The organism is Pseudoalteromonas spongiae UST010723-006 (genome assembly GCF_000238255.3).
GTDB classification, from domain to species: Bacteria; Pseudomonadota; Gammaproteobacteria; order Enterobacterales; family Alteromonadaceae; genus Pseudoalteromonas; species Pseudoalteromonas spongiae.
Window position 1 is genome coordinate 128,489 of the sequence record NZ_CP011040.1, and the last position, 23,441, is coordinate 151,929.

The 23,441-nt window shown below is 41.0% G+C and carries 24 protein-coding genes; 16 read left to right on the forward strand and 8 right to left on the reverse strand.

From position 1 onward, the window contains the following. The 4 genes from PSPO_RS15085 to PSPO_RS21965 all read left to right on the forward strand — a co-directional run bounded on the left by PSPO_RS15085 (position 1) and on the right by PSPO_RS21965 (position 3,761). Complete coding sequence (locus tag PSPO_RS15085) at positions 1 to 711, forward strand: spondin domain-containing protein (RefSeq protein ID WP_010558330.1); 711 nt, start codon at positions 1 to 3, stop codon at positions 709 to 711. A 142-nt stretch (positions 712 to 853) separates the two neighbouring features. Beyond that, positions 854 to 1,591 carry a response regulator transcription factor gene (locus PSPO_RS15090; RefSeq protein WP_010558329.1) on the forward strand — a complete coding sequence of 246 codons (738 nt, stop codon included), beginning with the start codon at positions 854 to 856 and terminating at the stop codon, positions 1,589 to 1,591. After that, complete coding sequence (locus PSPO_RS15095; RefSeq protein WP_010558328.1) at positions 1,588 to 3,063, forward strand: sensor histidine kinase; 1,476 nt, start codon at positions 1,588 to 1,590, stop codon at positions 3,061 to 3,063. The genes PSPO_RS15090 and PSPO_RS15095 overlap by 4 nt, the downstream gene beginning before the upstream one ends. A gap of 140 nt (positions 3,064 to 3,203) precedes the next feature. Then, the gene (locus PSPO_RS21965; protein ID WP_010558327.1) at positions 3,204 to 3,761 is read left to right on the forward strand and encodes a type II secretion system protein; all 558 of its coding nucleotides are present in this window, start codon (positions 3,204 to 3,206) and stop codon (positions 3,759 to 3,761) included. A gap of 15 nt (positions 3,762 to 3,776) precedes the next feature. Here PSPO_RS21965 and PSPO_RS15105 read toward each other — a convergent pair whose 3' ends face one another. After that, the gene (locus PSPO_RS15105; RefSeq protein ID WP_010558326.1) at positions 3,777 to 4,901 is read right to left on the reverse strand and encodes an alpha/beta hydrolase; all 1,125 of its coding nucleotides are present in this window, start codon (positions 4,899 to 4,901) and stop codon (positions 3,777 to 3,779) included. Between the two features lie 86 nt (positions 4,902 to 4,987). Next, complete coding sequence (locus PSPO_RS15110; RefSeq protein WP_010558325.1) at positions 4,988 to 6,019, reverse strand: helix-turn-helix transcriptional regulator; 1,032 nt, start codon at positions 6,017 to 6,019, stop codon at positions 4,988 to 4,990. Between the two features lie 191 nt (positions 6,020 to 6,210). Here PSPO_RS15110 and PSPO_RS15115 point away from each other — a divergent pair, with 191 nt between their 5' ends. The 5 genes from PSPO_RS15115 to PSPO_RS15135 are packed head-to-tail and all read left to right on the forward strand — an operon-like array spanning position 6,211 to position 11,433. Continuing rightward, positions 6,211 to 7,569, forward strand: coding sequence for a DASH family cryptochrome (locus PSPO_RS15115; protein ID WP_010558324.1), 1,359 nt, complete (start codon positions 6,211 to 6,213; stop codon positions 7,567 to 7,569). Next, positions 7,570 to 9,021, forward strand: coding sequence for a cryptochrome/deoxyribodipyrimidine photo-lyase family protein (locus tag PSPO_RS15120; RefSeq protein ID WP_010558323.1), 1,452 nt, complete (start codon positions 7,570 to 7,572; stop codon positions 9,019 to 9,021). Next, the gene (locus PSPO_RS15125; protein WP_010558322.1) at positions 9,021 to 9,173 is read left to right on the forward strand and encodes a DUF2256 domain-containing protein; all 153 of its coding nucleotides are present in this window, start codon (positions 9,021 to 9,023) and stop codon (positions 9,171 to 9,173) included. Before PSPO_RS15120 ends, PSPO_RS15125 begins: the two co-directional genes overlap by 1 nt. Beyond that, complete coding sequence (locus PSPO_RS15130) at positions 9,163 to 10,722, forward strand: cryptochrome/photolyase family protein (protein ID WP_010558321.1); 1,560 nt, start codon at positions 9,163 to 9,165, stop codon at positions 10,720 to 10,722. The genes PSPO_RS15125 and PSPO_RS15130 overlap by 11 nt, the downstream gene beginning before the upstream one ends. A gap of 54 nt (positions 10,723 to 10,776) precedes the next feature. Next, entirely contained in the window at positions 10,777 to 11,433 is a 657-nt protein-coding gene (locus tag PSPO_RS15135) for a flavin reductase family protein (protein WP_010558320.1), read from the forward strand. A 76-nt stretch (positions 11,434 to 11,509) separates the two neighbouring features. Here PSPO_RS15135 and PSPO_RS15140 read toward each other — a convergent pair whose 3' ends face one another. The 3 genes from PSPO_RS15140 to PSPO_RS15150 are packed head-to-tail and all read right to left on the reverse strand — an operon-like array spanning position 11,510 to position 14,221. After that, complete coding sequence (locus PSPO_RS15140; RefSeq protein ID WP_010558319.1) at positions 11,510 to 12,700, reverse strand: hypothetical protein; 1,191 nt, start codon at positions 12,698 to 12,700, stop codon at positions 11,510 to 11,512. A gap of 16 nt (positions 12,701 to 12,716) precedes the next feature. Beyond that, positions 12,717 to 13,127 (reverse strand): type 2 periplasmic-binding domain-containing protein, encoded by a 411-nt coding sequence (locus PSPO_RS15145; RefSeq protein ID WP_010558318.1) that lies wholly within the window; start codon positions 13,125 to 13,127, stop codon positions 12,717 to 12,719. A 14-nt stretch (positions 13,128 to 13,141) separates the two neighbouring features. Beyond that, a complete protein-coding gene (locus PSPO_RS15150) occupies positions 13,142 to 14,221 on the reverse strand; it encodes a porin (RefSeq protein WP_010558317.1) in 1,080 nt (359 codons plus the stop codon). Positions 14,222 to 14,378: 157 nt separating this feature from the next. On the opposite strand from PSPO_RS15150, the gene PSPO_RS15155 reads away from it, so the two are divergent. Further along, the gene (locus PSPO_RS15155) at positions 14,379 to 15,992 is read left to right on the forward strand and encodes a methyl-accepting chemotaxis protein (RefSeq protein WP_010558316.1); all 1,614 of its coding nucleotides are present in this window, start codon (positions 14,379 to 14,381) and stop codon (positions 15,990 to 15,992) included. Between the two features lie 53 nt (positions 15,993 to 16,045). On the opposite strand, the gene PSPO_RS15160 is transcribed toward PSPO_RS15155, so the two are convergent. After that, positions 16,046 to 16,576 (reverse strand): GNAT family N-acetyltransferase, encoded by a 531-nt coding sequence (locus PSPO_RS15160; RefSeq protein ID WP_010558315.1) that lies wholly within the window; start codon positions 16,574 to 16,576, stop codon positions 16,046 to 16,048. A 208-nt stretch (positions 16,577 to 16,784) separates the two neighbouring features. On the opposite strand from PSPO_RS15160, the gene PSPO_RS15165 reads away from it, so the two are divergent. Both PSPO_RS15165 and PSPO_RS15170 read left to right on the forward strand, forming a co-directional pair. Further along, positions 16,785 to 17,570, forward strand: a complete 786-nt coding sequence (locus tag PSPO_RS15165; RefSeq protein ID WP_010558314.1) for an amino acid ABC transporter substrate-binding protein — start codon at positions 16,785 to 16,787, stop codon at positions 17,568 to 17,570. A 284-nt stretch (positions 17,571 to 17,854) separates the two neighbouring features. Next, positions 17,855 to 18,394 (forward strand): hypothetical protein, encoded by a 540-nt coding sequence (locus tag PSPO_RS15170; protein WP_010558313.1) that lies wholly within the window; start codon positions 17,855 to 17,857, stop codon positions 18,392 to 18,394. 146 nt (positions 18,395 to 18,540) lie between these two features. Here PSPO_RS15170 and PSPO_RS15175 read toward each other — a convergent pair whose 3' ends face one another. Continuing rightward, positions 18,541 to 19,419: a LysR family transcriptional regulator gene (locus PSPO_RS15175; RefSeq protein ID WP_021033049.1), complete on the reverse strand. Its 879-nt coding sequence runs from the start codon at positions 19,417 to 19,419 to the stop codon at positions 18,541 to 18,543. 136 nt (positions 19,420 to 19,555) lie between these two features. Between PSPO_RS15175 and PSPO_RS15180 the strand changes: the two genes are divergently transcribed. Genes PSPO_RS15180 through PSPO_RS15190 form a run of 3 tightly spaced genes read left to right on the forward strand, consistent with a single transcriptional unit; the run spans position 19,556 to position 20,758 of the window. Beyond that, positions 19,556 to 20,173, forward strand: a complete 618-nt coding sequence (locus PSPO_RS15180) for a glutathione S-transferase family protein (protein WP_010558311.1) — start codon at positions 19,556 to 19,558, stop codon at positions 20,171 to 20,173. Then, positions 20,163 to 20,525 (forward strand): nuclear transport factor 2 family protein, encoded by a 363-nt coding sequence (locus tag PSPO_RS15185; RefSeq protein ID WP_010558310.1) that lies wholly within the window; start codon positions 20,163 to 20,165, stop codon positions 20,523 to 20,525. The genes PSPO_RS15180 and PSPO_RS15185 overlap by 11 nt, the downstream gene beginning before the upstream one ends. A 2-nt stretch (positions 20,526 to 20,527) precedes the next feature. Then, entirely contained in the window at positions 20,528 to 20,758 is a 231-nt protein-coding gene (locus PSPO_RS15190) for a tautomerase family protein (protein ID WP_010558309.1), read from the forward strand. Positions 20,759 to 20,831: 73 nt separating this feature from the next. On the opposite strand, the gene PSPO_RS15195 is transcribed toward PSPO_RS15190, so the two are convergent. Next, the gene (locus PSPO_RS15195) at positions 20,832 to 22,679 is read right to left on the reverse strand and encodes a TonB-dependent receptor plug domain-containing protein (RefSeq protein WP_010558308.1); all 1,848 of its coding nucleotides are present in this window, start codon (positions 22,677 to 22,679) and stop codon (positions 20,832 to 20,834) included. A gap of 178 nt (positions 22,680 to 22,857) precedes the next feature. Here PSPO_RS15195 and PSPO_RS15200 point away from each other — a divergent pair, with 178 nt between their 5' ends. Beyond that, entirely contained in the window at positions 22,858 to 23,379 is a 522-nt protein-coding gene (locus tag PSPO_RS15200) for a peptide-methionine (S)-S-oxide reductase (protein WP_010558307.1), read from the forward strand. The last annotated feature ends 62 nt before the right edge of the window (positions 23,380 to 23,441 follow it).

Consider the following 23,441-nt stretch of genomic DNA (forward strand, 5'->3'; position numbering starts at 1 on the left):
ATGAGACTTAGTAAAATTTTGATCCCAGCAGCATGTTTAGCGCTTGTTGCCTGTGGGGACGACGATAACGACAAAATGACGGTTGAGCCTCCAGTAGTCACGCCGCCAACCACAATGACTTATGAATTTATGGTAACCGCTGTGAATTTAACGCAGGCGCAACCCATGTCGCCGTTAGGCAGTGCTTTACATACCTCCGGTCAATTTTGGCAAATTGGTGAAATGGCATCTGAGCCACTCGAAGTACTGGCGGAATCCGGTGATAACTCGGGCCTTTTGGCATTAGATGTGGTGAATGCAAGCACATCAAGTGACGTAGTATTAATGCCGGGACAAAAAGTTGAACTGATGCTCACAAGCGAGATGCTGGAAGGCCAAAAATTATCATTAATTTCGATGATGGTGAATACAAATGATGGCTTTACCGGTCTTAATGCCATAGATGTTTCTTCAATGAGTGTAGGGGATATGCAGTACTATAAAACCTTTGCTTATGATGCGGGCACAGAAGCCAACTCTGAAGCGCCAGGTACCATACCGGGCCCTGCTGACGGAGGTGAAGGCTTTAACAGTGCACGCGAAGAAATAAATAAAGTTGCGATGCATCCAGGTGTTGTTGGACAAGATGATGGGCTGAGTACTTCGGTATTAACCAGTCTTCATAAATTCGACAACCCACTATTGGCTGTCACCGTAAAACGCGTTAAATAGGCCGGCGATTTGTTTTGCCACGTTGAATAGTGTGCTGCAGTAAACCCGAGTTAGCACTTTAAACCACTGTAGCGCACTTATTTAGTGTACCTTGTTGTTGTCTTCGTCGGCCTATCTTATTTTTATGATAAGCAGAGGTGTGATGATGCAACACTCGGTACTGATTGTTGAAGATGATCACGATATTGCGGGGTTACTTCAGGTTCATTTAAATGAGCTTAACTTGCATGTCGATCATGTTACAACTGGTGAAGCGGCACTAGCCCAATTAGCAAAACAAGATTATCAAGTTATCTTACTGGATATAATGTTACCCACGGTAGACGGGCTAACCTTATGCCGCGAAATAAAAACCAAAATGCCCGAGGTGAGCGTGGTACTACTCACATCTAAAAGCAGTGAAATGGATCGGATTATCGGCCTTGAAATGGGCGCAGACGACTATATTTGCAAACCGTTTAGCTATCGTGAATTTCAAGCGCGTATCAAAACGCAAATTAGGCACATCCGCTTATTGCAGCAAAGCCAAGCACAAAGCATGCAAAACAGCGAGCAACAGCAAGTACTTAATTTTGGTGCATTACACATCGACCCCTTTAGCCATGAAGTGCGTTTTCAGGGGGAAGATTTACCTCTTACCGCAACCGAGTTCGACTTAATGATGTTTTTTGCAAAACACCCTAACCAAGTGTTTTCAAGAAGCCAATTATTAGAGTCAGTTTGGGGTTACGACCATAGTGGCTATGAACATACCGTAAACTCACATATTAACCGGCTGCGAGGCAAACTCGAAAAGCATGCTAAACAGCATGTTATTGAAACGGTTTGGGGCGTTGGTTACAAACTCAATGCTAAGTCTTTGGCAGTTGCGGCACTATGAAAAACTCGCTTTATACCAAGCTCTCACTTACATTAGCGAGCATTTTCATTCTTACTGCCAGCCTTTTTTTATGGTGGACACAAAGCGTATCGCAAGTAAGCCGTGCACAGGCAGAGCAAGCGCTGCACTTGGGTTTGGCTGAACATTTAGCCAATGATAATCCATTGTTAAAACAAGGAGTATACGACTACAAGGCATTGGAGAATTTATTCCATACCTTAATGGTACTTGGCCCTGCATTTGAATTTTATTTTGTTGACCCAAGTGGCAAATTACTGACGTTTTCAGCCAAACCAGGGCAAGTTAAACGCCAGTTTATCGATTTAGCGCCACTTGTTACCTTAATTGAAGATCAATCTAATTTACCCATTTACGGTGATGATCCGCGCAATTTCGACCACAAAAAGATTTTTTCAGTGGCCCCTGTGTATAACGGCGATACCCTACAAGGTTACTTGTACGTGATTATTGGCTCGTCTATTTATGACTCTATATTTGCGTCGATTAAAAGCTCAGAGCAAATTTTAGTAAGCAGTATCTGGTTAGTATTAGGTTTAGGGTTTTTGCTGATTAGCATGCTGGTGGTGTTTCGCACTATTACTAAACCACTCAGAACCTTAAGTAGTTTTATTCAAAAAGTGGATAAAACGGAATTTGATATTTCAGAGCTGCCTTTATTAGATTGGCCAGAACACCACAATGAAATTCATCAATTAGGTGCGGCAGTAAATCGCATGCTTATCACCATCAATCAGCAAATGATGCAGCTAACAGCGCTTGATGAGCAGCGCCGAGAATTACTTGCGCATTTATCTCACGATTTACGCACGCCACTTGCCTCACTGCAAGGCTATTTAGAGTTACTTAACAAAGAAACGCCCAATGCTAATGAAAAAGCCGCGCATTATTTAAATGTAACGCTTAAAAATTGCGGCCAATTAAAAGCCTTGATTGATCAAATTTTTGAACTCGCTCATCTTGAGTCAGGCCAAACCAATATTAATCTGGAAGTATTCAACTTAGGTGAGCTGATTTACGATGTCATGGCAAAATTCGCCCTACGCGCTGAAAAAGCGGGTATCCAATTAAAAGTGCATCCGAAAGAATGCGATTTTAGTGTTTATTCAGATATCGCAAAATTAGAGCGTATTTTAACCAATCTAATCGAAAATGCGCTGCGTCATACTAATCAAGGAGGAACGATCAGTATCAAGGTTGTTTTAGAGTCGCAGCAGTACAAAATTGTTGTTGTCGATACCGGCGTGGGTATTAGCAGTGAAGATTTACCCTATATTTTTGAAGCGCGATATCGCGCAAGTAACAGCCTAGGCTGTAAAAAGTCGCACGCAGGACTAGGGCTTGCAATAACAAACCGTTTAATTCAGCTGATTAAATCCGATATTAAAGTAAAAAGTGAACTTGGCAAAGGCACTGAATTCGCATTTGCCTTACGCCCCAGCAAACCAGTTTAATGCTCATTTGGTATTAGTGGAACACGGATGTTCGCTATTTTAATTATTTGAACATTTTTGCCAGAAGGCTTATCTTTAGGGCATGTATGAGGATTCCCCTTATCCATTAAGCGTTTAACGTTAAAAGGTATTTCACTTCTATGATCTCTCACCGCGGCTTTACCTTAATTGAATTGATTTTAGTGATTGTTGTAATCGGCGTTTTAGCTGTCGTTGCAGCGCCTAAATTCCTTTCACTTAATCGTGATGCAAACATTGCAACACTTAAACAAGTAGCTGCAGGGTTAGATCAGCTTACCGATGGCATTTATGCCAAAGCTGTAATTCAACATAAACACAAAGTCAGCAATGAATCCGTTACTGTTAATGGGGTTACTATTAATACCTACTTTGGTGCGCCGCAAGAAATTTGGAATAACGCGTTGGGCGATTTAATGGACGGTGATTTTAGTTATGTGGGCAATGGGTATTTCGATTTAGGTGCAAGTTTAGTTGCAAGCTATAACTGCCAAGAGCGCTTATGTGTGATAGATCAAACTCCGGCATCTTATGTAAATAGCAGTATTCAGGGCTGGGGATTATTTATTTTCCCTAAAGGCTACAGCCTACAAGACGAATGCTATGCCTATTACGCTTTTGCCGAAAATGGCAGCCAAGTGACCAGTAAAGTGGCCTCTACCGTTGATACTGGCTGCTAGTTTAGATTAGCTGAATTACTTGTGCTGAATACTAACACCTTCAAATTCGGCGAGTACCAATGCCTGCGCCTTTAAATAGTGATTAAAAAAGCGCTGCATATGCTGTTTCACAATGTTATGCATGGTGTTTGTATCAACCTTGCTCGGATAACCAACAATCCAGCGGTTTTGGTCGGTAAAGTCATTATGTTGGCTGCCGTGTATTGATACCAAAATGCTGTCATTTTGGTTCGCGTGATAAATTGGCTCTAGTTGTGAGAAAGGGTTTTCCGAGCGAAATAGTAACAGTGGTTTGTTTAGTGGATTTAGTGCCACGTCACCCAATACGATACCATCCATATTTGCTGCGGCCTTGCATACTAACAGTTGCTGGCAGGCATTCATTGCCGCACTTGCACCTAAGCTAAAACCCAGCATGCCAACATTGTTTAAATTGAGCTGATGTTCAAATTGCCAGCTTTCTTGCGTTAACCACTGATATGCAGCGAGCACGTCTTTGGCAATTTCAGGGGCAACGTTATTATCAAAGTATGCGCGACCAGCAGGTGTTTGCACATCGTGTTTGCCACTTGGTAAATACAGTCCTTTTTGCTCGCCCTTTTGAAAACTGGTAACGCCAGCCAAATAAGTATGGTTAATTGAAACCACGGCAAAGCCATGACTTGCAAGCTCTTCTTGTAGCTCGGTGTTGTCAGCATTAAAAAGTCCTAAGCCATGAGAGTAAAAAAGCACCGGCCAGCCATTTTCCTGATGATATGCAATTGGCGCTTTTGAATTTGACCAAGACAACATGCTTTGCAGCGCATGTTGCTCGGGGTGAATTGGGGCATCTTGTGGCCTCTGTGCAGATAGGTAGTCGACTTGGTGTTGCCATTTATCAAAGTACGGGTGGTAGAGCGTCGAACGTAATTGGCTTGGGTAATGCACACGAACGGTAAACTTACGCAGTTCGCCAAGCTCTGGAGCGAGTTTATCTTCGCGGTAGTCGGTAATATCAAACTCCATAATGCCAACACGATATTGCCCGCTTGGTGCGGGGTAAACTTGTTGTGCAGATGGTTTATCAAACAGTGCATCATCGCTATCACACGCAATTAATAACAGCGACAAACAAAGCGCAAAAAGTTTTTTGTAGTTCATAAAGTTCTCCTTTTGTTTAAAGGCTTTATGGTTCAGCGTTTCGCATTTGATGTCGTCTTATTGGCGTTTTTGTACGTACATATTCGCTAATCTGTACTTAATACTTGGGATTTATACTCGCTTGGGGTGAGATTGCGATATTTTTTAAATGCCGCATTAAAGGTCGATTTAGCATTAAAGCCCGCTTGCATCGAAATTGTTAACATTGGCATATGTGGCTTATTTTTAATTAGGTTGCAAACATATTCAATTCGCCGTTGATTAATTAAATCAATAAATTTTATCCCCAAATGATGGTTTAACACCTGCGAGAGCAAATAGGGTTTCATTGCCAAGTGATCGGCAAAGGTTTGTAAACTCAGGTTGGGATCGGTAAAAAGCTGCTGCTCATCAAGTGAGGTTAAAATGTGCTCGGCAAGTAATGCATCTTCACTCGCGTGTAATTTTTCTTTGTGAGTGTTTGCCACTTGCTTAGCTTTAAAATCAAGTAGCTGGGGTTTTAGTAACAGCACATAGGTAATGCCATACATCACACAGCACATTAATAGTTGCGGTAAAGGCAAGCTGGTTTGCAAGAGGTATTGAAATGGAATAACAGAAATAGCTAAAAATAAGCTGGCGCATATTCCCCATAACAACAGAATATTCACGTTGCTAAGTGTGGTTGAAAACCGCGCTTGTTGTTTGCAATATCGCCTTACTGTTATAGTTGCCCAAATGGCAAAATAAAGATAAATAACCAGTAAAAAGTAGCCCGATAATTCGTGACGCAATGACAACACTGTGCTTTTCGGATCGTAAAGAAAATCAATAACAGAAATGTTAAGTGCCAGCCAAGGCGCGAAGTAACATATAATTTCGCGCTTTGACGGCATCAAACCGATGCAGCTGCGAATAAAAACAAAAAATAAAATGGCGTAAATTGCTCCCCAACATGCATTTAGTCGCGATGAAAGCCAATTAAGCTGACCGGCAAATACTAAAAAGAGATCTAAAGCAAACACTAAATGGATCAGCATCAAAATTTTAAACTGCTGAATTTGTTTCGATTTATTGTACAAAAAGCCAGATAACACCAAACTCTGTGCAAAACCGGCTAATAGAATCGCTGTGATCACGTTTACTTCCCCACTCATACCGCTAGCGACAAACAATACCAAGGCTAATTGACAATAATGTTTAAACAAGCCCTTTGTGATAAATGCACAATGCTATGGGGCGGTTTAAAAAGGCGGGTTGTTGTTTTGAACTTTTTAACTTTGAATTACGTATCTAATGCTACAGTTCGTAACACGCTCGGTTGAAAATAGTGCTTAAAACCCTTTACTGGTTTACCCATGATTTACGCTTAAGTGATAATTCTGCGCTAGAATATGCGCTGAAAAACAGTGAACAAATCGCTTTTGTTTATGTGCTTGACCCCAGTACAAAAATTGCCAATAACTATCACAGCCAACTGCTAGGCGATCATCAAACGCGATTTATTTTAAATGCTCTACAAGAACTTGCCGATGAGCTGCAAGCACTAGGTCATCAGTTAATAGTGTTAGAGGGCGCGGCTCAAAGTGAAGTAAGTGAGTTTATTCGTGAGCATGACATAAATCAGCTGGTGGTTGCAGAGCAAGTGGGTGAATTCGAAAAGCGTAAGCTAGCTGAATTGCAAAGCACCCATTCAAAAGTTAACTTCACGCAGTTTTGGCAACATACACTGTTTTCACAGCATCAAATTGCTACCCTCGATTGTATGTCGGGCAGTTTTAGTAAATTTCGCAATAAAGTTGAGAAAAAGCCATTAACAGTTTCGGCACCAACCTCGTTGGAAAGCCCATTAACGCCAGAGCATTGGCCCAAAGCTATTAAGGTTGACAACAATTGTGCGCTGCTTGCTTGGTTTGAGCGTTATGGTGGGGCTTATACAATGCCCAATGAAATGCCTTTTTTTGCGGGAGAACACGCGGGTAAATATCACTTGGTGAGTTACTTAAACAGCGGCGCGGCAAAAACATACAAAGAAACCCGCAATGAACTTGATGGCTGGCACAACTCGACAAAATTTAGCCCTTATTTAGCGATAGGTAATTTATCGCCAAGGCAAATTTGGCATGCGGTATTACAATATGAACAATCAGACGGCGCCAACGAATCAACGTATTGGATTAAGTTTGAACTGTTATGGCGTGAATATTTTCAGTGGCTGAGCGTAAGATTAGTCGAGCGCCTTTATACGTTTTCAGGCCTCAGTGATACAAAACCGCTCACCAGCTTTTTTGCTGAGCGATATCAAAAATGGTGTAGTGGTAATACACCTTACCCGTTAGTTAATGCACTTATGAAGCAACTTAACGCGACTGGTTATATGTCAAATCGTGGCAGGCAAATTGCGGCAAGTTGTTTTGTAAATGAGTTACAGCTTGATTGGCGCTATGGTGCTGCTTATTTTCAACAGCAACTGATTGATTTTGATGTGGCGTCAAATTGGGGTAATTGGCAGTACATTGCAGGCGTTGGTGTTGATCCGCATGGTGGGCGGCATTTCAATATTGAAAAGCAAACCGAGTTGTTTGATGCAAACGGCGTGTTTATTAGAAAGTGGCAAGGCTCAGCGGTTGGCTCACAGCTTGATGCCAATGATGCGGCAGATTGGCCAATCTTAAGCGATGTAACTTAAATGAGCATTGCAGTTGTTTGGTTAAAACGTGATCTTCGCTTGTCTGATCACGCCCCACTGCTTGAAGCAGCAAAAACAGGGCTACCGATATTATTGGTGTACTGTTTTGAAGACATGTTGCTTGACGATGCGCACTATTCTGAGCGCCATTGGCGCTTTGTCTCGCAGTCATTGCGCGATATGGCAAACAAGTTGCCAGCAGGCGCTTTGTATGTCGCAAAGGGTGATGCTCTAGCGGTATTTCAGGCGCTTAGTCTTAAATACGGTATTTCGCAGGTGTTTTCTCATCAAGAAATTGGCCTTGATAACACCTTTGCGCGCGATAAAGCGTTTGCTACTTGGTGTAAAAGCAATCAAATAATATGGCATGAAACCCCTTTAGGGGCGGTGCAACGGGGATTAACCCATCGCACTCATTGGGATGAAAACTGGCAGCGGGTAATGCGCGCGCCTTGTTTGAATCTTGATTTAAACAAGGTTAACTGGTTTAAAAATAATGAGTTTGAATGCCAGTTGCCACACTTTGAAACACGCTTTCAAAATATTCAGGGGCAGTTTCAAAATGGCGGCGAAAGCGAAGCATTTAATGTGCTTAATGATTTTTTTACCGCTCGCGGTAAAGAGTATGCATTTACCCTTTCAAGCCCAAGTTTAAGTCAAATTCATTGCTCGCGATTATCGCCGTATTTGGCGTGGGGCAATATTAGTTTACGCCAAGTGTATCAAACGGTACTCAGTCACTGGCAAGTTCCCGGCTGGCGACGCAGCCTTGTTGCTTTTACATCGCGACTTCATTGGCATTGTCACTTTATTCAGAAATTTGAAAGTGAATGCGAAATGGAATTTCGCCACGTTAACAAAGGGTATGACGACTTACCACGGGTGACAGGTGAATTAGCAGAGCAAAGATTACACGCTTGGAAAACGGGACAGACTGGTATTCCAATGGTTGATGCCTGTATGCGCTGCCTAATTGAAACTGGTTATATAAATTTTCGCATGCGCGCCATGTTAGTGAGTTTTTTGTGTCATCACTTAGAGCTTGATTGGCGCGCAGGTGTAGCGCACCTTGCCAGTTTATTTTTAGATTTCGAGCCCGGTATTCATTACAGTCAATTTCAAATGCAAGCGGGTGTGACAGGTATTAATACCATTAGAATTTATAGCCCCGTAAAACAGGGGGAAGAAAAAGACGAAAAAGGCGTCTTTGTTAGAAAGTGGGTGCCTGAACTTTGTGAAGTACCAGCACCATTGATCCACAGTCCGTGGCAGTTATCACAAATGGAACAAATGATGTATGGCTTTACATTGGGTGAAGATTATCCTGAGCCGATTGTTGATGTAAAACAAAGCTATAAAGATGCACAAGCGTTACTTTGGTTATGGCGTAAAAAGCCAAAAGTCGTGATTGAAAGTAAGCGGTTACTTTATCGCCATGTTAGGCCAAATTAGTGAAAAAATCAGAACTACCAACAAAAATATGCCAAGTGTGTGAACGCCCATTTACATGGCGAAAAAAATGGCAGCGAGATTGGCACAATGTGAAATATTGCTCTAAACGCTGTGCGGGTAATCGACAAAAAGGAAAGCATAATGACCAGTGAGCTTCGTTTAATTTTGGGCGACCAGCTTAATGCTCAGCATTCTTGGTTTAAAGAAAAGTCGCACAATGTAACGTATGTGATTGCCGAGCTATATCAAGAAGCGAGTTACACCACCCATCATATACAAAAAATATCGGCGTTTTTTGCGGCAATGCATGCATTTGCTGGCGCATTAGAAAAAGCTGGTCATAAGGTGATTTACTTAACCTTAGACGACACGCAAAAGTACGCTGATTTACCCGACTTATTAAATCATTTAATCAAAGAGCACGGTATTCATACCTTCTGCTATCAATTGCCCGATGAGTACCGTTTACGTGCCCAGCTAACTGATTACTGTCAAAGCCTTTCTATCGACTACAAGGTATTTGATACCGAGCATTTTTACTTGGCTGATAATCAATTAGCCAGTTATTTCAAGCATGGTAAAAAACACCGGTTAGAGCATTTTTATCGCAAAATGCGCGTGGAATTTAATTTATTAATGAATGGCGATGAACCCCTTACGGGGCAGTGGAATTTTGATAGTCAAAACCGCAATAAGTTAAAAGCAAGTGATCTCGCCGATATTCCTGAGCCACTTGTTTTTGCTAATGATGTCAGTGACATTTTGGCGCGCATTGAAAGGCATGGCATTAAAACTATGGGTAAAGCGGAAAAACAATTGCTGTGGCCAATTAATCGCAGTCAAGCAAAGCAGCTGCTCGCCTTTTTCTGTAAAACGCTATTACCGAAGTTCGGTCAATTTCAAGATGCAATGACAGGCAAACTTATTGAGTTTGGTGAGGATAAAGGCTGGAGTTTATATCATTCAAGGTTATCGTTTGCCATTAATGCAAAAATGATAAGCCCCCATTGCGTTGTGAATGCTGCCATAGAGACCTTTGAACAAAATGACGACATAGATATTGCACAGGTAGAAGGCTTTGTTAGGCAAATTTTAGGCTGGCGTGAATTTGTGCGCGGTATTTATTGGGCCAATATGCCCAATTACGCATCGCTTAATGCCCTTGATGCAAAATTGCCACTACCAAGTTGGTTTTGGAGTGGAAACACCAAAATGCGCTGCCTGTTTCATGCGATTACCCAATCACTTGATTATGCATATGCTCACCATATTCAACGCTTAATGGTTACGGGTAACTTTTGCTTAATAGCAGGTATTCACCCTGATGAGGTCGATGACTGGTATTTAGGCATTTATATCGACGCACTTGAGTGGGTAGAAATGCCAAATACGCGGGGGATGAGCCAGTTTGCCGATGGCGGTATTGTTGGTTCTAAAGCCTATGCCGCAAGTGGTAATTACATTAAAAAAATGAGCGACTATTGCAGTGATTGCCATTATAACGTAGCAAACACTGTGGGTGATGATGCTTGCCCGCTTAACTCACTTTATTGGCAATTTATGGATAAACATAAAGACAGTTTTACCAATAACCCACGCACTAAAATGGTGTTAAGTAACTGGCTTAAAAAACCACAAGGTGATCGCGATAAGGTGCTTAGTCGCGCGAACTTTTTACTGCAAAATCTTGAAAATTTGTAATCGATAACTTGTGGTTAAGCGTATAGCAAAGCAAATGATTTTTAGGCAAATGCAATGATAAAACACATAACTCAAGATGATATTAAAGCGATGGAACAGCGCGAACGCGCTCGGTTAATTAATAGTTTATCAGGCTTTAAAAGTGCGAATTTAATTGGTAGCCAAAACGCATCTGGCATAACAAATCTGGCGATCGTCAGTTCAGTATTTCATTTAGGTGCAGATCCTGCGTTAATTGGTATGATCATCCGGCCAGATACCGTGCCTAGAGACACGTTAAGCAATATTAAAACTACGGGTGTCTACACCATAAATCACGTAAATTCATTGATTTGGCAACAAGCCCATCAAACATCAGCGCGTTATGACGAAAGTGAATCTGAGTTTGAAAAAGTAGCGTTGACGGAGCAATTTGAGAAAGGCATAGATGCGCCATTTGTTGGTGAATCGCAAGCCAAATTTGCCCTTAAATTACGCGAAATTAAACCGCTCGAAATTAACGGCACAGTATTAGTCATTGGGGAAATAACCCATATTATTGTGCCACAAATGGCGCTTGCAAAAGATGGTTTTATTGATATTGAAGCGCTTGATACCGTGGCGATTTCAGGTCTTGATTGCTATCACACAACCGAGCGACTAGGGCGATTAAGTTATGCTAAGCCTGAGACAAAGCCAAAGTTACTGAATATTGAAGGTGACGTTTGCTAATAACATTGGTTTAACCGATTCCATAAAAAAGCCCTACTCAAAAAGAGTAGGGCTTTTGCTTTTAAGGAAATAATAATTAGAACACCAGGTCCACACCAAAGGTCACTAAGTCGGCGTCGTTGTTGCTTAAATCATCTTCAAAGTGGGTGAATTCCACTTTAAACGCTGCTGATGGATGGAAGTCATATCGTACGGTAAACGAATATGCATTCGATTTAGCAGCTTGTGATGCGAGCGCTAAGTTAGTGGCATCTTGTAAATACAGTGGTGGATTTGTACCAGGGGCAACAACAGGTATTTGTACACCGCCAGGGCCTGTTATGCTGCGTGGTACTTGGTTAAATTGATCGTTTGAGTTTTCATCATCGTTGCCTTCATACGTTGCACTTAATGTGACTAAATCCATACGATAACCAAGCGATACATAATATTGTGTTTGCTTGGCTAAAATGCTGTTATCAATCTCAAATTGCGTGTATTCGGCGTCGAATAGAATATCGTTGTAATCAATTCCAATTCCAATTGCTGCAAAATAAGCGTCGTCTTCTTCGATGGCTAGATTATTGTATTGCTGATTCAAGCCATAGGCTTGCAAGCCATTTAATAATCCTGAGAGTTCGCTACTACCGCTAACATCAATACTGGCTTCAGAAACAAAGTAAGCAACCCGTCCAGTTAGCCAACCATTTGATAAACTCCAGTTAATACCAATTGTGTCTTTAAGTTCAGCAGCGTCGGAATCGGTAATTGCGGTTATATCTGTATCAACCGCACCCACCATTAGCTGTAAGCTGCTATCAAGTTCACCTATGGTCGAGTTATGCAGGTAGCTTAACCCTTCATAGGTTGAAAACGACAAGTTATAAACTGATTGTGGAGGTCTTACCCAGCGGTAGGCGTAACCTACGTCAAGAAAATCGGAGTACCGATAAAATGGAATTCGCATTTTACCGGCACTTAGTTGTGAATTTTCAGATACTTCATAGGTTAAATATGCCCACTCAAACTCGGCATTAAAATCATCACTGCCTCGGGCTAACAGTTGTGCGGTTGCGGATAGCCCATCCATCACATCGGCGCTCACTTGTACCGCAAACAAACTGTCGTTCTGCCAGTCTAGTTCATCTGAGTAATTGTATAAGGCATCATCACTACCAAGGGTTTGCCCACCGTAGATAGAGGCAAAACCATTAACTCGGATATCTGCATAGCTTGATGTTGCAAATCCAGTTAATAGTAATGAAGCAATTAAATAACGTTTCTTCATATTAGCTCCACCTCAACTAGAAAGATTGAACAACCTTGACGCTACCATCGGCGCTGCCTTTTGAAACAAAACCAATTAAATTGGGATTTTTTGATACTAAGCTCACTACTTCTGCATCATTTGCCGCTTCTTCCGGTGGAGTGCCTTTGCCAGTAAATACTAACTTTGACCAATATGCTTTTAATTGGCTAGACGATTTGTTTAACACGTTTTGGTTAAACTCATCAGTAGCAGGGTTGCCATCGGCCTGAGTAATGGGCAGCGCTTTTGAACCATCGGCAAACGATTTTGCTTTGCCTGTAAAGATTTTCTTGATATCACCCGCGTCAATTGCATTTGCATTTGATGGGTGAACAATAACATCTACCGCAGCGCTTAATGAGCAAGATGTGAATAGAATAAGTGTTAAAATAATAAAATTTTTCATCGTATTACCCTCAATTAAAATACCATATCAACGCCGATAGTAATGGCCTTGCTATCACCTGCTACAGCCAGTTCATATGAGTTGTCTTCGACCTCGTCGTATTGAATTTTAAACGCTGCGTTTGAGTGGAAATCCCAACGGATACCAAATGATGTAGTGTTGTGATCTTCGCCATCATCACCATCTTTTTGATCGAAGGTAGAATAAGAGACAAAAGGGGTGAACGAATCGATACGGTAGCCTAATGTCAGCATCGCGGTATCTAAATTACCATCAAGATCGAGACGGTTTAGTTCGCTTAATACAAAAAAGTTACCAAAATCAGCGTTGACAGCTAACCCATAAAAGTTGCCATCGCGCTCATCTTTACCGTTCCATGTTGATGGTTCGCCACCGATATAGCGTTGGTTGGTATAGCTCATAGCTGTTGCGCGAATTTCTAACCAGTCATTACTGGTTTGAATTACACCGCCAATAATGTCTTTCCAAATTTCACGTGTTTGTTCTTTAAAAAAGAACTCTGAAAGTAGTTTATTTTCTTTGTCGTCCTCGCGACCAAAATAGATATTACCGGATAATGACCAATCACCGATTGATCCTGTGTAAAGGGCGTTTACACCGTTGTAGTTAAAAATCTGCCAAGTGTAGTTATCTGCGGGGGCACGCATCCAAACGTAGGCATAGCCAACGTCGTAAAAATCAGAGTAGTAAAATAATGGAAGGCGTTTCTTACCTGCCTGTATTGTCCAGTTGTCGTTTATCTCATACGACAAATAAGCCCACTCAAACTCTGCGTTAAAGTCATCTGCACCGCGGGCAACAATTTGTGCTGTTGCGCTTAACCCTTCACCGACATCGGCACTAACTTGCAAGCCAAAAAGGGATTCGGGTTTAAAGGTGATATCTTCGTTATATACGCTCACTATAGGATAGTCAGCGAGAAAGGTGGGTTCATTAATGCCGTAGTGAGGAACACCTGTGCCACTAAGTACTTTGCCTGCATTTATGCTAGTAAAACCAGAGATATTAACATCTGAAAAGCTTGGAAAAGCTGCAAAACACAATGCACAACCTAATAAAACTCTATTATTCATAATCGTTTCCTAAATTGCTTAATTTGCGTTATTAGCGAGGTAAGTATAGTTAAATAAACGAGATTACTAGCAAAAAATAAAAAATAGACGACAATTTAATGGTAGTGCTTAAAAGGGCTTATTTAAAACAATAGCTTAATGTAGGGTAACAAGCAGAATGAATATTATTAGCAATTTAAGTATAAACAAGAAGATACACCTAATTACAGGGTTAACTGTGGTACTGTTAATCGCTATTTTGGCGGTTAGTCGCAGTACCATGGTGGATAATGAAAAATCCATTAACGAAATTTCGAATGTCAGTTACGAAGTAGTGAAATTTGCAACTGCTAACAAATATTTAGTGCAAAAATTGGATGAGCTTTATACTCAGTCGGTTACATTTGGCGATGAAGAATTGATTGGTAAAGCAACAGAGACCGGTGAACTGATAAAACAGAACCTTGAACAACTTTCGCGTTTATCGCCTGAGGATGCCAGTGGTAGAGATATTAAACTACTGCAAGAGTACAGTAAAATAGCAAAAGACATAGCGTCGGGTATGATTAACGGCACAGCCGACTTTTCAAAAATCCAACAACAAGCACAGGAAAAAACCGCAAAATATGAAGAGCTAGTGAGTCATTTTGAAACATTTCAAGCTAAATCAGATGAGCGTTTTCAGGCACTGATTAGCGATACATTAGAGCGTTCAAGCGATGCGATTAGTGTAACCATCGGGATTATTGTTATCGCCATCATTATGTCTGCGTTATTGGCCATTTACATTGCGCAAGCCATTAGTCAATCAGCTAAAGAAGTTGCGTCTTCACTTGAACAACTTGCCAATGGCGGAGGCAGTTTAAGCAGTAAGTTAGAAGTGCGAGGTGAAGATGAAATTGGTCAAGTATCGCAAAACTTTAATGGCTTTATATCGTTATTGAAAGACTCGGTAGAAAACGTTGTGTCAGTGGTTAGCCCGTTAATGGAAAACTCAACACGCTTGGTACAAGGTATGGAGCGCGCTGAAAACGCAACTAACCAACAATCACATGATGCAGAGATTGTACGTCAGTCAATGGAAGAGATGAAATTAAGCGTAGGTGACATTTCTAACTCGGCGGCGAGTGCCGCAGAAGCAGCAAGAAGCGCCGAAAAAGAAGTGGAAGTCAGCGCGCAGCAAATTGAATCTTCGGTAACAGAATCAAATGCACTTCGAGATGAAATCGAGGCGGCATCGGGCACCATTGATCAATTAGCCAATGACACTCAAAACGTAGGCCAAATCTTAAACGTGATTACCTCTATCGCTGAGCAAACGAATTTACTTGCGCTTAATGCGGCCATTGAAGCGGCGCGTGCAGGTGAACAAGGGCGTGGTTTTGCCGTGGTTGCTGATGAAGTGCGTGAACTTGCATCGCGTACCGCAAAATCGACAAACGAAATTCGCGATTTATTAAATGTTTTAACAGTGGCTGCTAATGACTCGGTAACAGCAATGAATTCAGCAATGGAAAAAGCCAAACAGAACTCAGACAACGCAGCAAAAACAGGTGACTCAATTCGTAAAATCGCCGAACAAATATTGGCGATTAATGGTATGAACGCACAAATTGCTACGGCAACCGAAGAGCAAACGTCGGTCGCTTCAATCGTGGTTGATAATGTGTCAAATATGCACTCGTCGTTTGAGTCGACATTAAACTCACTTGAACAAGTACGCAGTGTTGCAACAAACTTGCATGATTTATCAGACAAGTTACTGGATGCAACATCGCGCTTTAACCTTTAACTAAGTACTTTAAAAACAAAACACCTACCATTTTCTGTTGTGGGTGTTTTGTTTTAAGAAAACTCGTTTTTCAACATGCCAAACTTCTGATCGTTAAACCACTTATCATCAATTTTATAGTTGTCTCTGATCACGCCTTCTAGTTTAAACCCCAGCGCAGTTAATAATCGACTTGATGCGTCGTTGCCCTGCGTAACCGTAGCAGTTACTTTGTGATAATCACATTCATCAAATGCAAACGCCGTCACTCTACGCGTTGACTCTTTTGCATAACCTAATCCTTGAAATTCAGGGTCAAGCATAAAGCCAAGCTCGGCTTGCTGATATGGTTGCCACTGTGATAAAAATCCGGTAACGCCAATAGGTGTCATGGTATTTTTATCGAACATAGTAAGTGTAAGCCAATCATTAGATTGTTTTTGCCAAGAAATACAGCGTTCATCAAATCGTTGCTTAATTACATCAAGCGTAGGCATATCGCTTATAAAGCGCATCACATCAGGCAGCTGATGTAAATGTTTGAAAAATTGCCAATCGTCAGAAGAAAGCGATCTAAGAAGAAGTCTTTCGGTTTCAAGTTCCATTTTGTAGATAGGTTGCTCGTTATGTTTTTAGCATAATATGTCAAAATTATTAAACTAGCTCAATAAATTAGGGGATTAGTTGTAAGAAAAAGCGTAATCAATTATTTAATAACATGATGAGTTGCATGTTTTTTAATTTGTTTGAATACAATATTCGCTTATCTCGGTCTAAACTCAACATGATGTAATTTAATTTTTAAGGTGCGCTATGCTTGAAAATGTATTTAATTATATGTTTTTAACAGTACTCATTTTTTTATCATTGCACGCGCATGGAACCAGCAATAAACAAGTCACATTAACTTATTGTTATGAAAATAAACCGGTTTTACCTCATTTTTATGGTGAAGGCCCATTAGTACCTGAGTCTAAGCCCGGTCCGGCAATTGATATTTTGAATCAAGTTGAGACTTATCATCCCGATTTAACCATTAAATTTGTTCGATACCCTTGGAAACGTTGTTTAAACGACCTCGCTAGTGGCAAAGTAGACGCTGTGGTGGGGCGGTATCATCCGCTTAGAGAGCAAATAGCCCGTTACCCAAAAAATAGCGATGGCGAATTAGATAACCGCTTTAGTTTTTCGAATTCCGCATCGTGTTTGTTATACAAAGCGGGCAGTATAAATTGGGATGGCGAAACACTGGTTTTTGATAAACCAATGAGTATGTCTATTCCAAATGGCTATGGTGTTGTTGGCGAAATGCGCAAAAAAGGCTTTGATATATACGAATCACCATCAATAAGTAAAGCCCATGAGTTATTGTTCAAAGGTCGTGTGGTTGTTTCGCTGAGCAATTGTCATATGGAAGATGTGCCAACTGGCTTTGAACAAAATATGATTCCAATTAATCAAAGCATTGGATATTTGATGTTTAGTCATCAATTTTTTGAACGTCAGCCTCTATTGGCGAATAAGCTTTGGCAAACGCTGTCTGAAATTGATGCTGAGGCGTTTTATCAAGAGTATTTTAATCAAGCCCTAGCACATTAAGCTGGCAACAATGCATAAAAAAAGCGGGTTGCCCCGCTTAAACTTTCCCCAAATATTATTTTAGCGTGTGAATACTCCGATTTTTTGTGTAACAACACCTTTATTATCAATGACAAATAGATGTTTAGCTTGTGGTAGCTCGATTATCAGTTGTTTATTTTAAAGTAAGAGTAATTGTTACATTTTGTTTTGATTACTAAAAATTAGTTTTTTATTAAACCTTTTCCCTTTTGCTCGCGACTAAGCTTTTAAACCAATACATTTACTCAACAGGATTAAACGCTATGAAACAGTTCGCCCTTGTTATGTTAAGTTCGGCTATTCTTACCGCTTGCGCGGTTGCAAATGCAACATCAGACAACACATTGGAGAATGATGCACCGAACATCTATGTGTTTAAGGATTGTAAGCGCCTAGATACTATCGCGATGACAGATTTGCAACTGACCGCTTACCATGCAATGAAAGCGGATGAAGTGAAGCTAAAAACGCTTGAAAAGCCGATGAAAAGTATGGAACGTGAACTTGCAAAACATGAGCATGCATTAGATAGCTTATCAGGTGATATGGTTATTGAAGATGGCGATACTGTGGTTGTGAATAAAAAATTAATTAAGCAACACGAACAAATCGCTGAAAAAATGGAAGCGATAGTCCGTTCTCATAGCAAAGATATTGAAGCCCTTGAACTGCATGCGCGTCAGTTTGAGCGCACCGCTCGTGACTTTGAAGCGGCAATTCAGCCGTCAATTAGCAAATTTGGTGAAAACAATATTCAAATCACAATTGGCAACAAAGCACCTAATTGGCAATGCGAAGCCTAAAATAAACGCTATCAGTTATGGTGTGGTGTGCGTCACCCACCTATTGTAATTTTCATTCAGCAAACGAACATAATTAACAGCATTAGCGTTTATAATCGCGCTATGTTAATTCCGTTCAGGGTTTGGCTTTTTGGTTAGCTGAATTCTTAAGGTTTTTTGGAAAACCAATCAGCGATAAACTCTATGCACTTTGCAAGAATAGGAGGGGTATGCTTGCGGTTTGGATATAAAGCGTACAAAATTAAATCTGGTTTCGAACAGTTGCTTAGCACCTCAACAAGCTGACCTTTTTTAAATGCGGGTTTCGCAACAAAGCTTGGTAAAAAACCGATACCTAAACCCGCTACAATCACATCTTTCATATACAAAGTAGAATTAACTTTTAAATTGCCTGTTACGGTCACTCCTTCATTTATTGGCCATTTATTACCCCCTTTAAAGTAGCTGTAGATAAAACAGTTATGTGTTTTAAGTGACTGAGGCGTTGTTACATCGCCATGTTTTGCTAAGTAATTTGGCGAAGCGCAGACATGATAAGTAAATTTGGTGAGTGGTTTACCAATGTAATTGGAATCAAATACAGTGCTGCTAGCACGAAAGCCTAAATCAAAACCATGTTCCAATAGATCTAATGCTTCATCGCCTAGGTGAATATCTAATTCGACTTCTGGGTATGCACTCATAAAGTCACTTAGCACAGCATTTAAATCGGTTAACCCCAACGCCATTGGTAAATTAATTCTAAGTTTACCTTTTACGCTGTTTTGCATTTGCTGTACATAGGCATCAGCATCATGAACTTGAGCGAGTATTTCTCGACAGCGGTTTAAGTACCCCTCACCAATGTGAGTTAGTTGAATTTTACGTGTTGAGCGGTGAAGTAAGCGAGCGTCAAGCGTCATTTCAAGTTTTTGAATTTCTTTACTCACCATCGATGGTGTTACGCCCAATTCTTCAGCGACCGCGGCAAAACTGCCAAGATCAGCAAGACGCGCGAAGAGGTGCATGCATCTGAGTTTATTCATGCTGATATGCTTTCTGTTGAAACTGTTTCCATTTTGGCATTAGTTTAGTTCCATTTCTATTATTTTTGGATTTAATTCTTTAGCACATACTGATTTTAAATTTACTCAATATTAAAAAATAAAAGGAAACACCAAAATGTATCGGCTTTTTTATTCTCCTGACGCATGTTCATTAGCAACACATACAGTACTAAACTTACTCGATCAATCGCCTCAATTAGCTTCGGTAAATGCGTTGGATTGCTTTGCTAAGATAAATCCTGCGAAGCAAGTGCCGGCCTTGCAATACGGTGAAGAGGTTATGTGCGAAGGCGCGGCAATTTTACTTTATTTGTTAAATAAACATGAAAATGACCTGCTGCCTGCAAATGGTGTTCAACGCCAGCACGCTATTGAAAATATAATGTTTGCCAATGCGAGTATGCATCCAGCCTATAGCCGCTTATTCTTTATTAATAACTTAGAGTTAGACCAAGAAACAAAGCTTATTTTGTTTAATGCGGCACGTGAACATATCAACCATTTATGGCAAGTAGTAGATCAGAAATTACGTGGTAACGCATTTCTTGGTGGAGAATCAGTATCGGCCGCTGATATTTTGTTGGCTGTTTATTCGCGTTGGGGAGCGTATTTTCCGGTCGATATTCCATTGAGCGAACGTATCCAAGCAATGCTCAAAAACGTATTTGCACTTGATGCTTTTAAGCTTGCATTAAAAAATGAACAGGCGGATCAGAAAAAACATGGATATTAATGCAAAAGAGGCTGTGATCAACACTGTAAATGCTTATTTTGAGGGATTACATTTCGCGGATATTGAAAAGCTACATGCCATTTTCAGCCATGATTGTGTACTTAAAGCCCCCGGTATTCGCAGAGGTTTAGACAGTTGGCTTTCGCTAGTTGCTGCTCGTGAAACTCCCCATGAAAAAGGTGATCCGTTTAGTTATAAGGTGTTGCAATTAGAAGTTATAGGAGAGCAAGCACTTGTTAAAGTGTACTGTCCTCTTTTAGGACAAGAATATATCGATTTTTTAGGGCTGCTTTATGAAAACAACCGTTGGCGTATTGTGAATAAAATGTATGCACCCAGAGTAGGAGAATAGTTATGCCATACGTAAACATTCAGGTAACGAAAGAAGGTGGTACACATAATGTAGGCCCGACTGATGAGCAAAAGCGCCTACTAATTGCTGGTGTTACCGAGTTACTGCAAAATGTATTAAATAAAGACCCAAAGACAACGCATGTTGTTATTAGTGAGGTTGCGCTGGCTAATTGGGGGGTAGGGGGAGTGCCTGTCATTGACTACCGAGCGCAAAATAAAGAGAGCATTTAACTAGTAATGCGAGAAATAGCAGCCTAGTGGCTGCTATTTTCATTTTACACTTAGAGAAACTAAGTCGAAGCAATTACCAAGTATAATTTGCAGTAACCGAGTATTGTTCACCGCGACCTGGTGTACCTGGTACTTCTTCGAATTTTTCATTCCATAAATTATCAACGGCAAACACCAAATTTACACCTGGTAATTGTCTTGGTGTGTAGGTGGCTGTTAAGTGGGTGAACAGCGCGTTGTCATCGCCGTTACGCAGGGCATTTTCTTGCTGTTTGCGCCATTCATTATCAATGCGCAGAACTACACTGTCATGCAGGTGCCATACGGCGCCAAGCGTTACACGATGCGGTGGATAATTTAACGCATAAAAACTGGCGTCTACCGTGTCGTCAAAGTAGTTTTCAGATTTATCTAAATAAGTGTAACTAGCGACAATATCGGCGTTACCAAAACTTTTAATCGCAAAAAGTTCAAAACCTAGCGTGTCAATATCAACAGCGTTGGCTGCACGCGCTGAAGTTGCATCAAAACTATATGTCCAGTCAGTTAAATCGTTATCAAAACGATAAAAAAGTGCAGAATCGAAGCGCCAGTCTAGGGCATCAAGCGACATCCCAACTTCAATATTCTTACTTACTTCACGTTTTAAATTGTGATTACTTCTAAATAGGCCGCCTGTTTCGCTGCCACCAATTGCGGTGTAGCCAGCAACTTGTGTAGCTTCGGCGTACGATAGATAGAATTTACGTGTTGAGTTATCTTGATTACGTGTTAGCCATGAAATATCACCAATCACAGATACATGAGAGTCATCACGATTAGTGTCGTCAAATGCAACGCCAAGTCGGGCGGTTAGGCTTTGGTTTGCATCAAGTGAGGTGGTGTATTCAGGTACAAGGCTCAGTTTGTAATAATCACGTGAAGTAAAATTGTTTTCAAGGGTAGTTGATTCAATTGAATCAGCCATCGCTTGTGCCGAATACAATACGTTAAATTGGCTATTTACACTGTGCGTGCCTGATAAAGCAAAAGCATCTACTTCCGTTTCATGAAAAGCCTCAAACATTGATGGGTTTTCTCTTGAGAACACATAATGATCTTGATGTTTTCTGTGGTACGCGGTTAGCTCAAAGTGACTATCATTTGTGTATTGCTGCGTGTGATTTATCATAAACAGCTTAGTTTTTAATGCTTCTGTTTCGTTCACGTTAAATGGCGTATACATATTTGGCCAACCGAAGAATTTCTCTTGTTGACCATAAAAAACATCGGTTTGAGAATGTTCGCTGGCGAGTTGCACGCGTCCAGAGGCACGGTCAAAATCATGGTCGCCAAACTCGATGGTACCATCACTTTGTGAGTGAGAGTATTCACCTTCCACGCCTAAAGTCCACGAACGGTTAGATTCAAGCTGTGTGCTGTATGCACTGTGCAATCTAAACAGTTTAAACCCATTGTTACCAGCACCTGCTGATACATTGCCACCGCTATTAATAGTATTCCATTGATAAGCGATTGAACCTACAGAACTATTAACACCGTAAAGGGCGTTATCTACGCCAGTGAGTACCTGTGGTTTAGATAGCATTTCAGGTGCAATAGGAATTTCAGCAAAGTAATGGCCTGTTTGCGGGTCGTATAAGGTTGCACTGCCAATGCGAAAACCTGTGTTTTCAAAAATCCCGCCGCGGATGGTAACATCCGCCTGCGCTTCAGCCATATTACGCGATTGCAAATCAACGCGCGGATCGTATTCTAAATTTGAAACAGGTGAGTCAAAGGTGCCGACAGGACGGTTATTTGCCGTGGCGGCGCTTTGAACGGTGATTTTTTCGATTTCGGTAGAAGAGATAAGATCGTTTGACGCGAAAGAGTAAGCTGACAGCGTGCTTAAAAACAAAGCGTTTGCAACGCGAAACATGTGATTTCCTTTTAGACGTAAGTAACTACATTCAGTTGTTGTAAGGGCTACTTGCCAACTAGCTTGGCTCAAATAAAACACAGGGGACTACCCATATAACAACATCGCTAATTTGGCGCGCATTGTATATGATCTCACTCCTGAGGCATATACGAATCATTCTCAACTTTATATATTTATGAATAAACAAAACAAACAGCGCTGCGTTGCTAGCGCAAACACGTTAGATCACGTTATCTACTTTGCAGGTGGCTGTTTATGGGGGGTGCAAGAATACCTAAGACATCTTCCCGGTGTAATAAACAGTGAAGCAGGCAGAGCAAACGGCACTTCCAACAGCACACATGCGCCATACGATGGGTATGCAGAGTGTGTAAAAGTACAGTTTGATCCCGCATGTATCACGATTGAGCAATTGATGGCGTATTTCTTTGAAATTATCGACCCGTACAGTATTAACAAGCAGGGGCAAGATATTGGGGAGAAATACCGTACGGGAGTTTATAGCCAAAACCCAACTCATTTGGGCGCTGCTGCTGCGTTTATTAATGCTCGAGATGATAAAGAACAGATTAAAGTAGAAGTATTGCCCCTTACCAATTACGTAAAAAGTGATGAAGAACATCAAGATAGGCTTACTCGCTGCCCTGATGACTACTGCCATATTCCGCAATCGCTTTTACATAAATACAAACAGTAAATTGTTGACCTTATAAGTTGTTTGTCACAAGGCCGGTATGCAGAAAGGTACTTACTGAATAT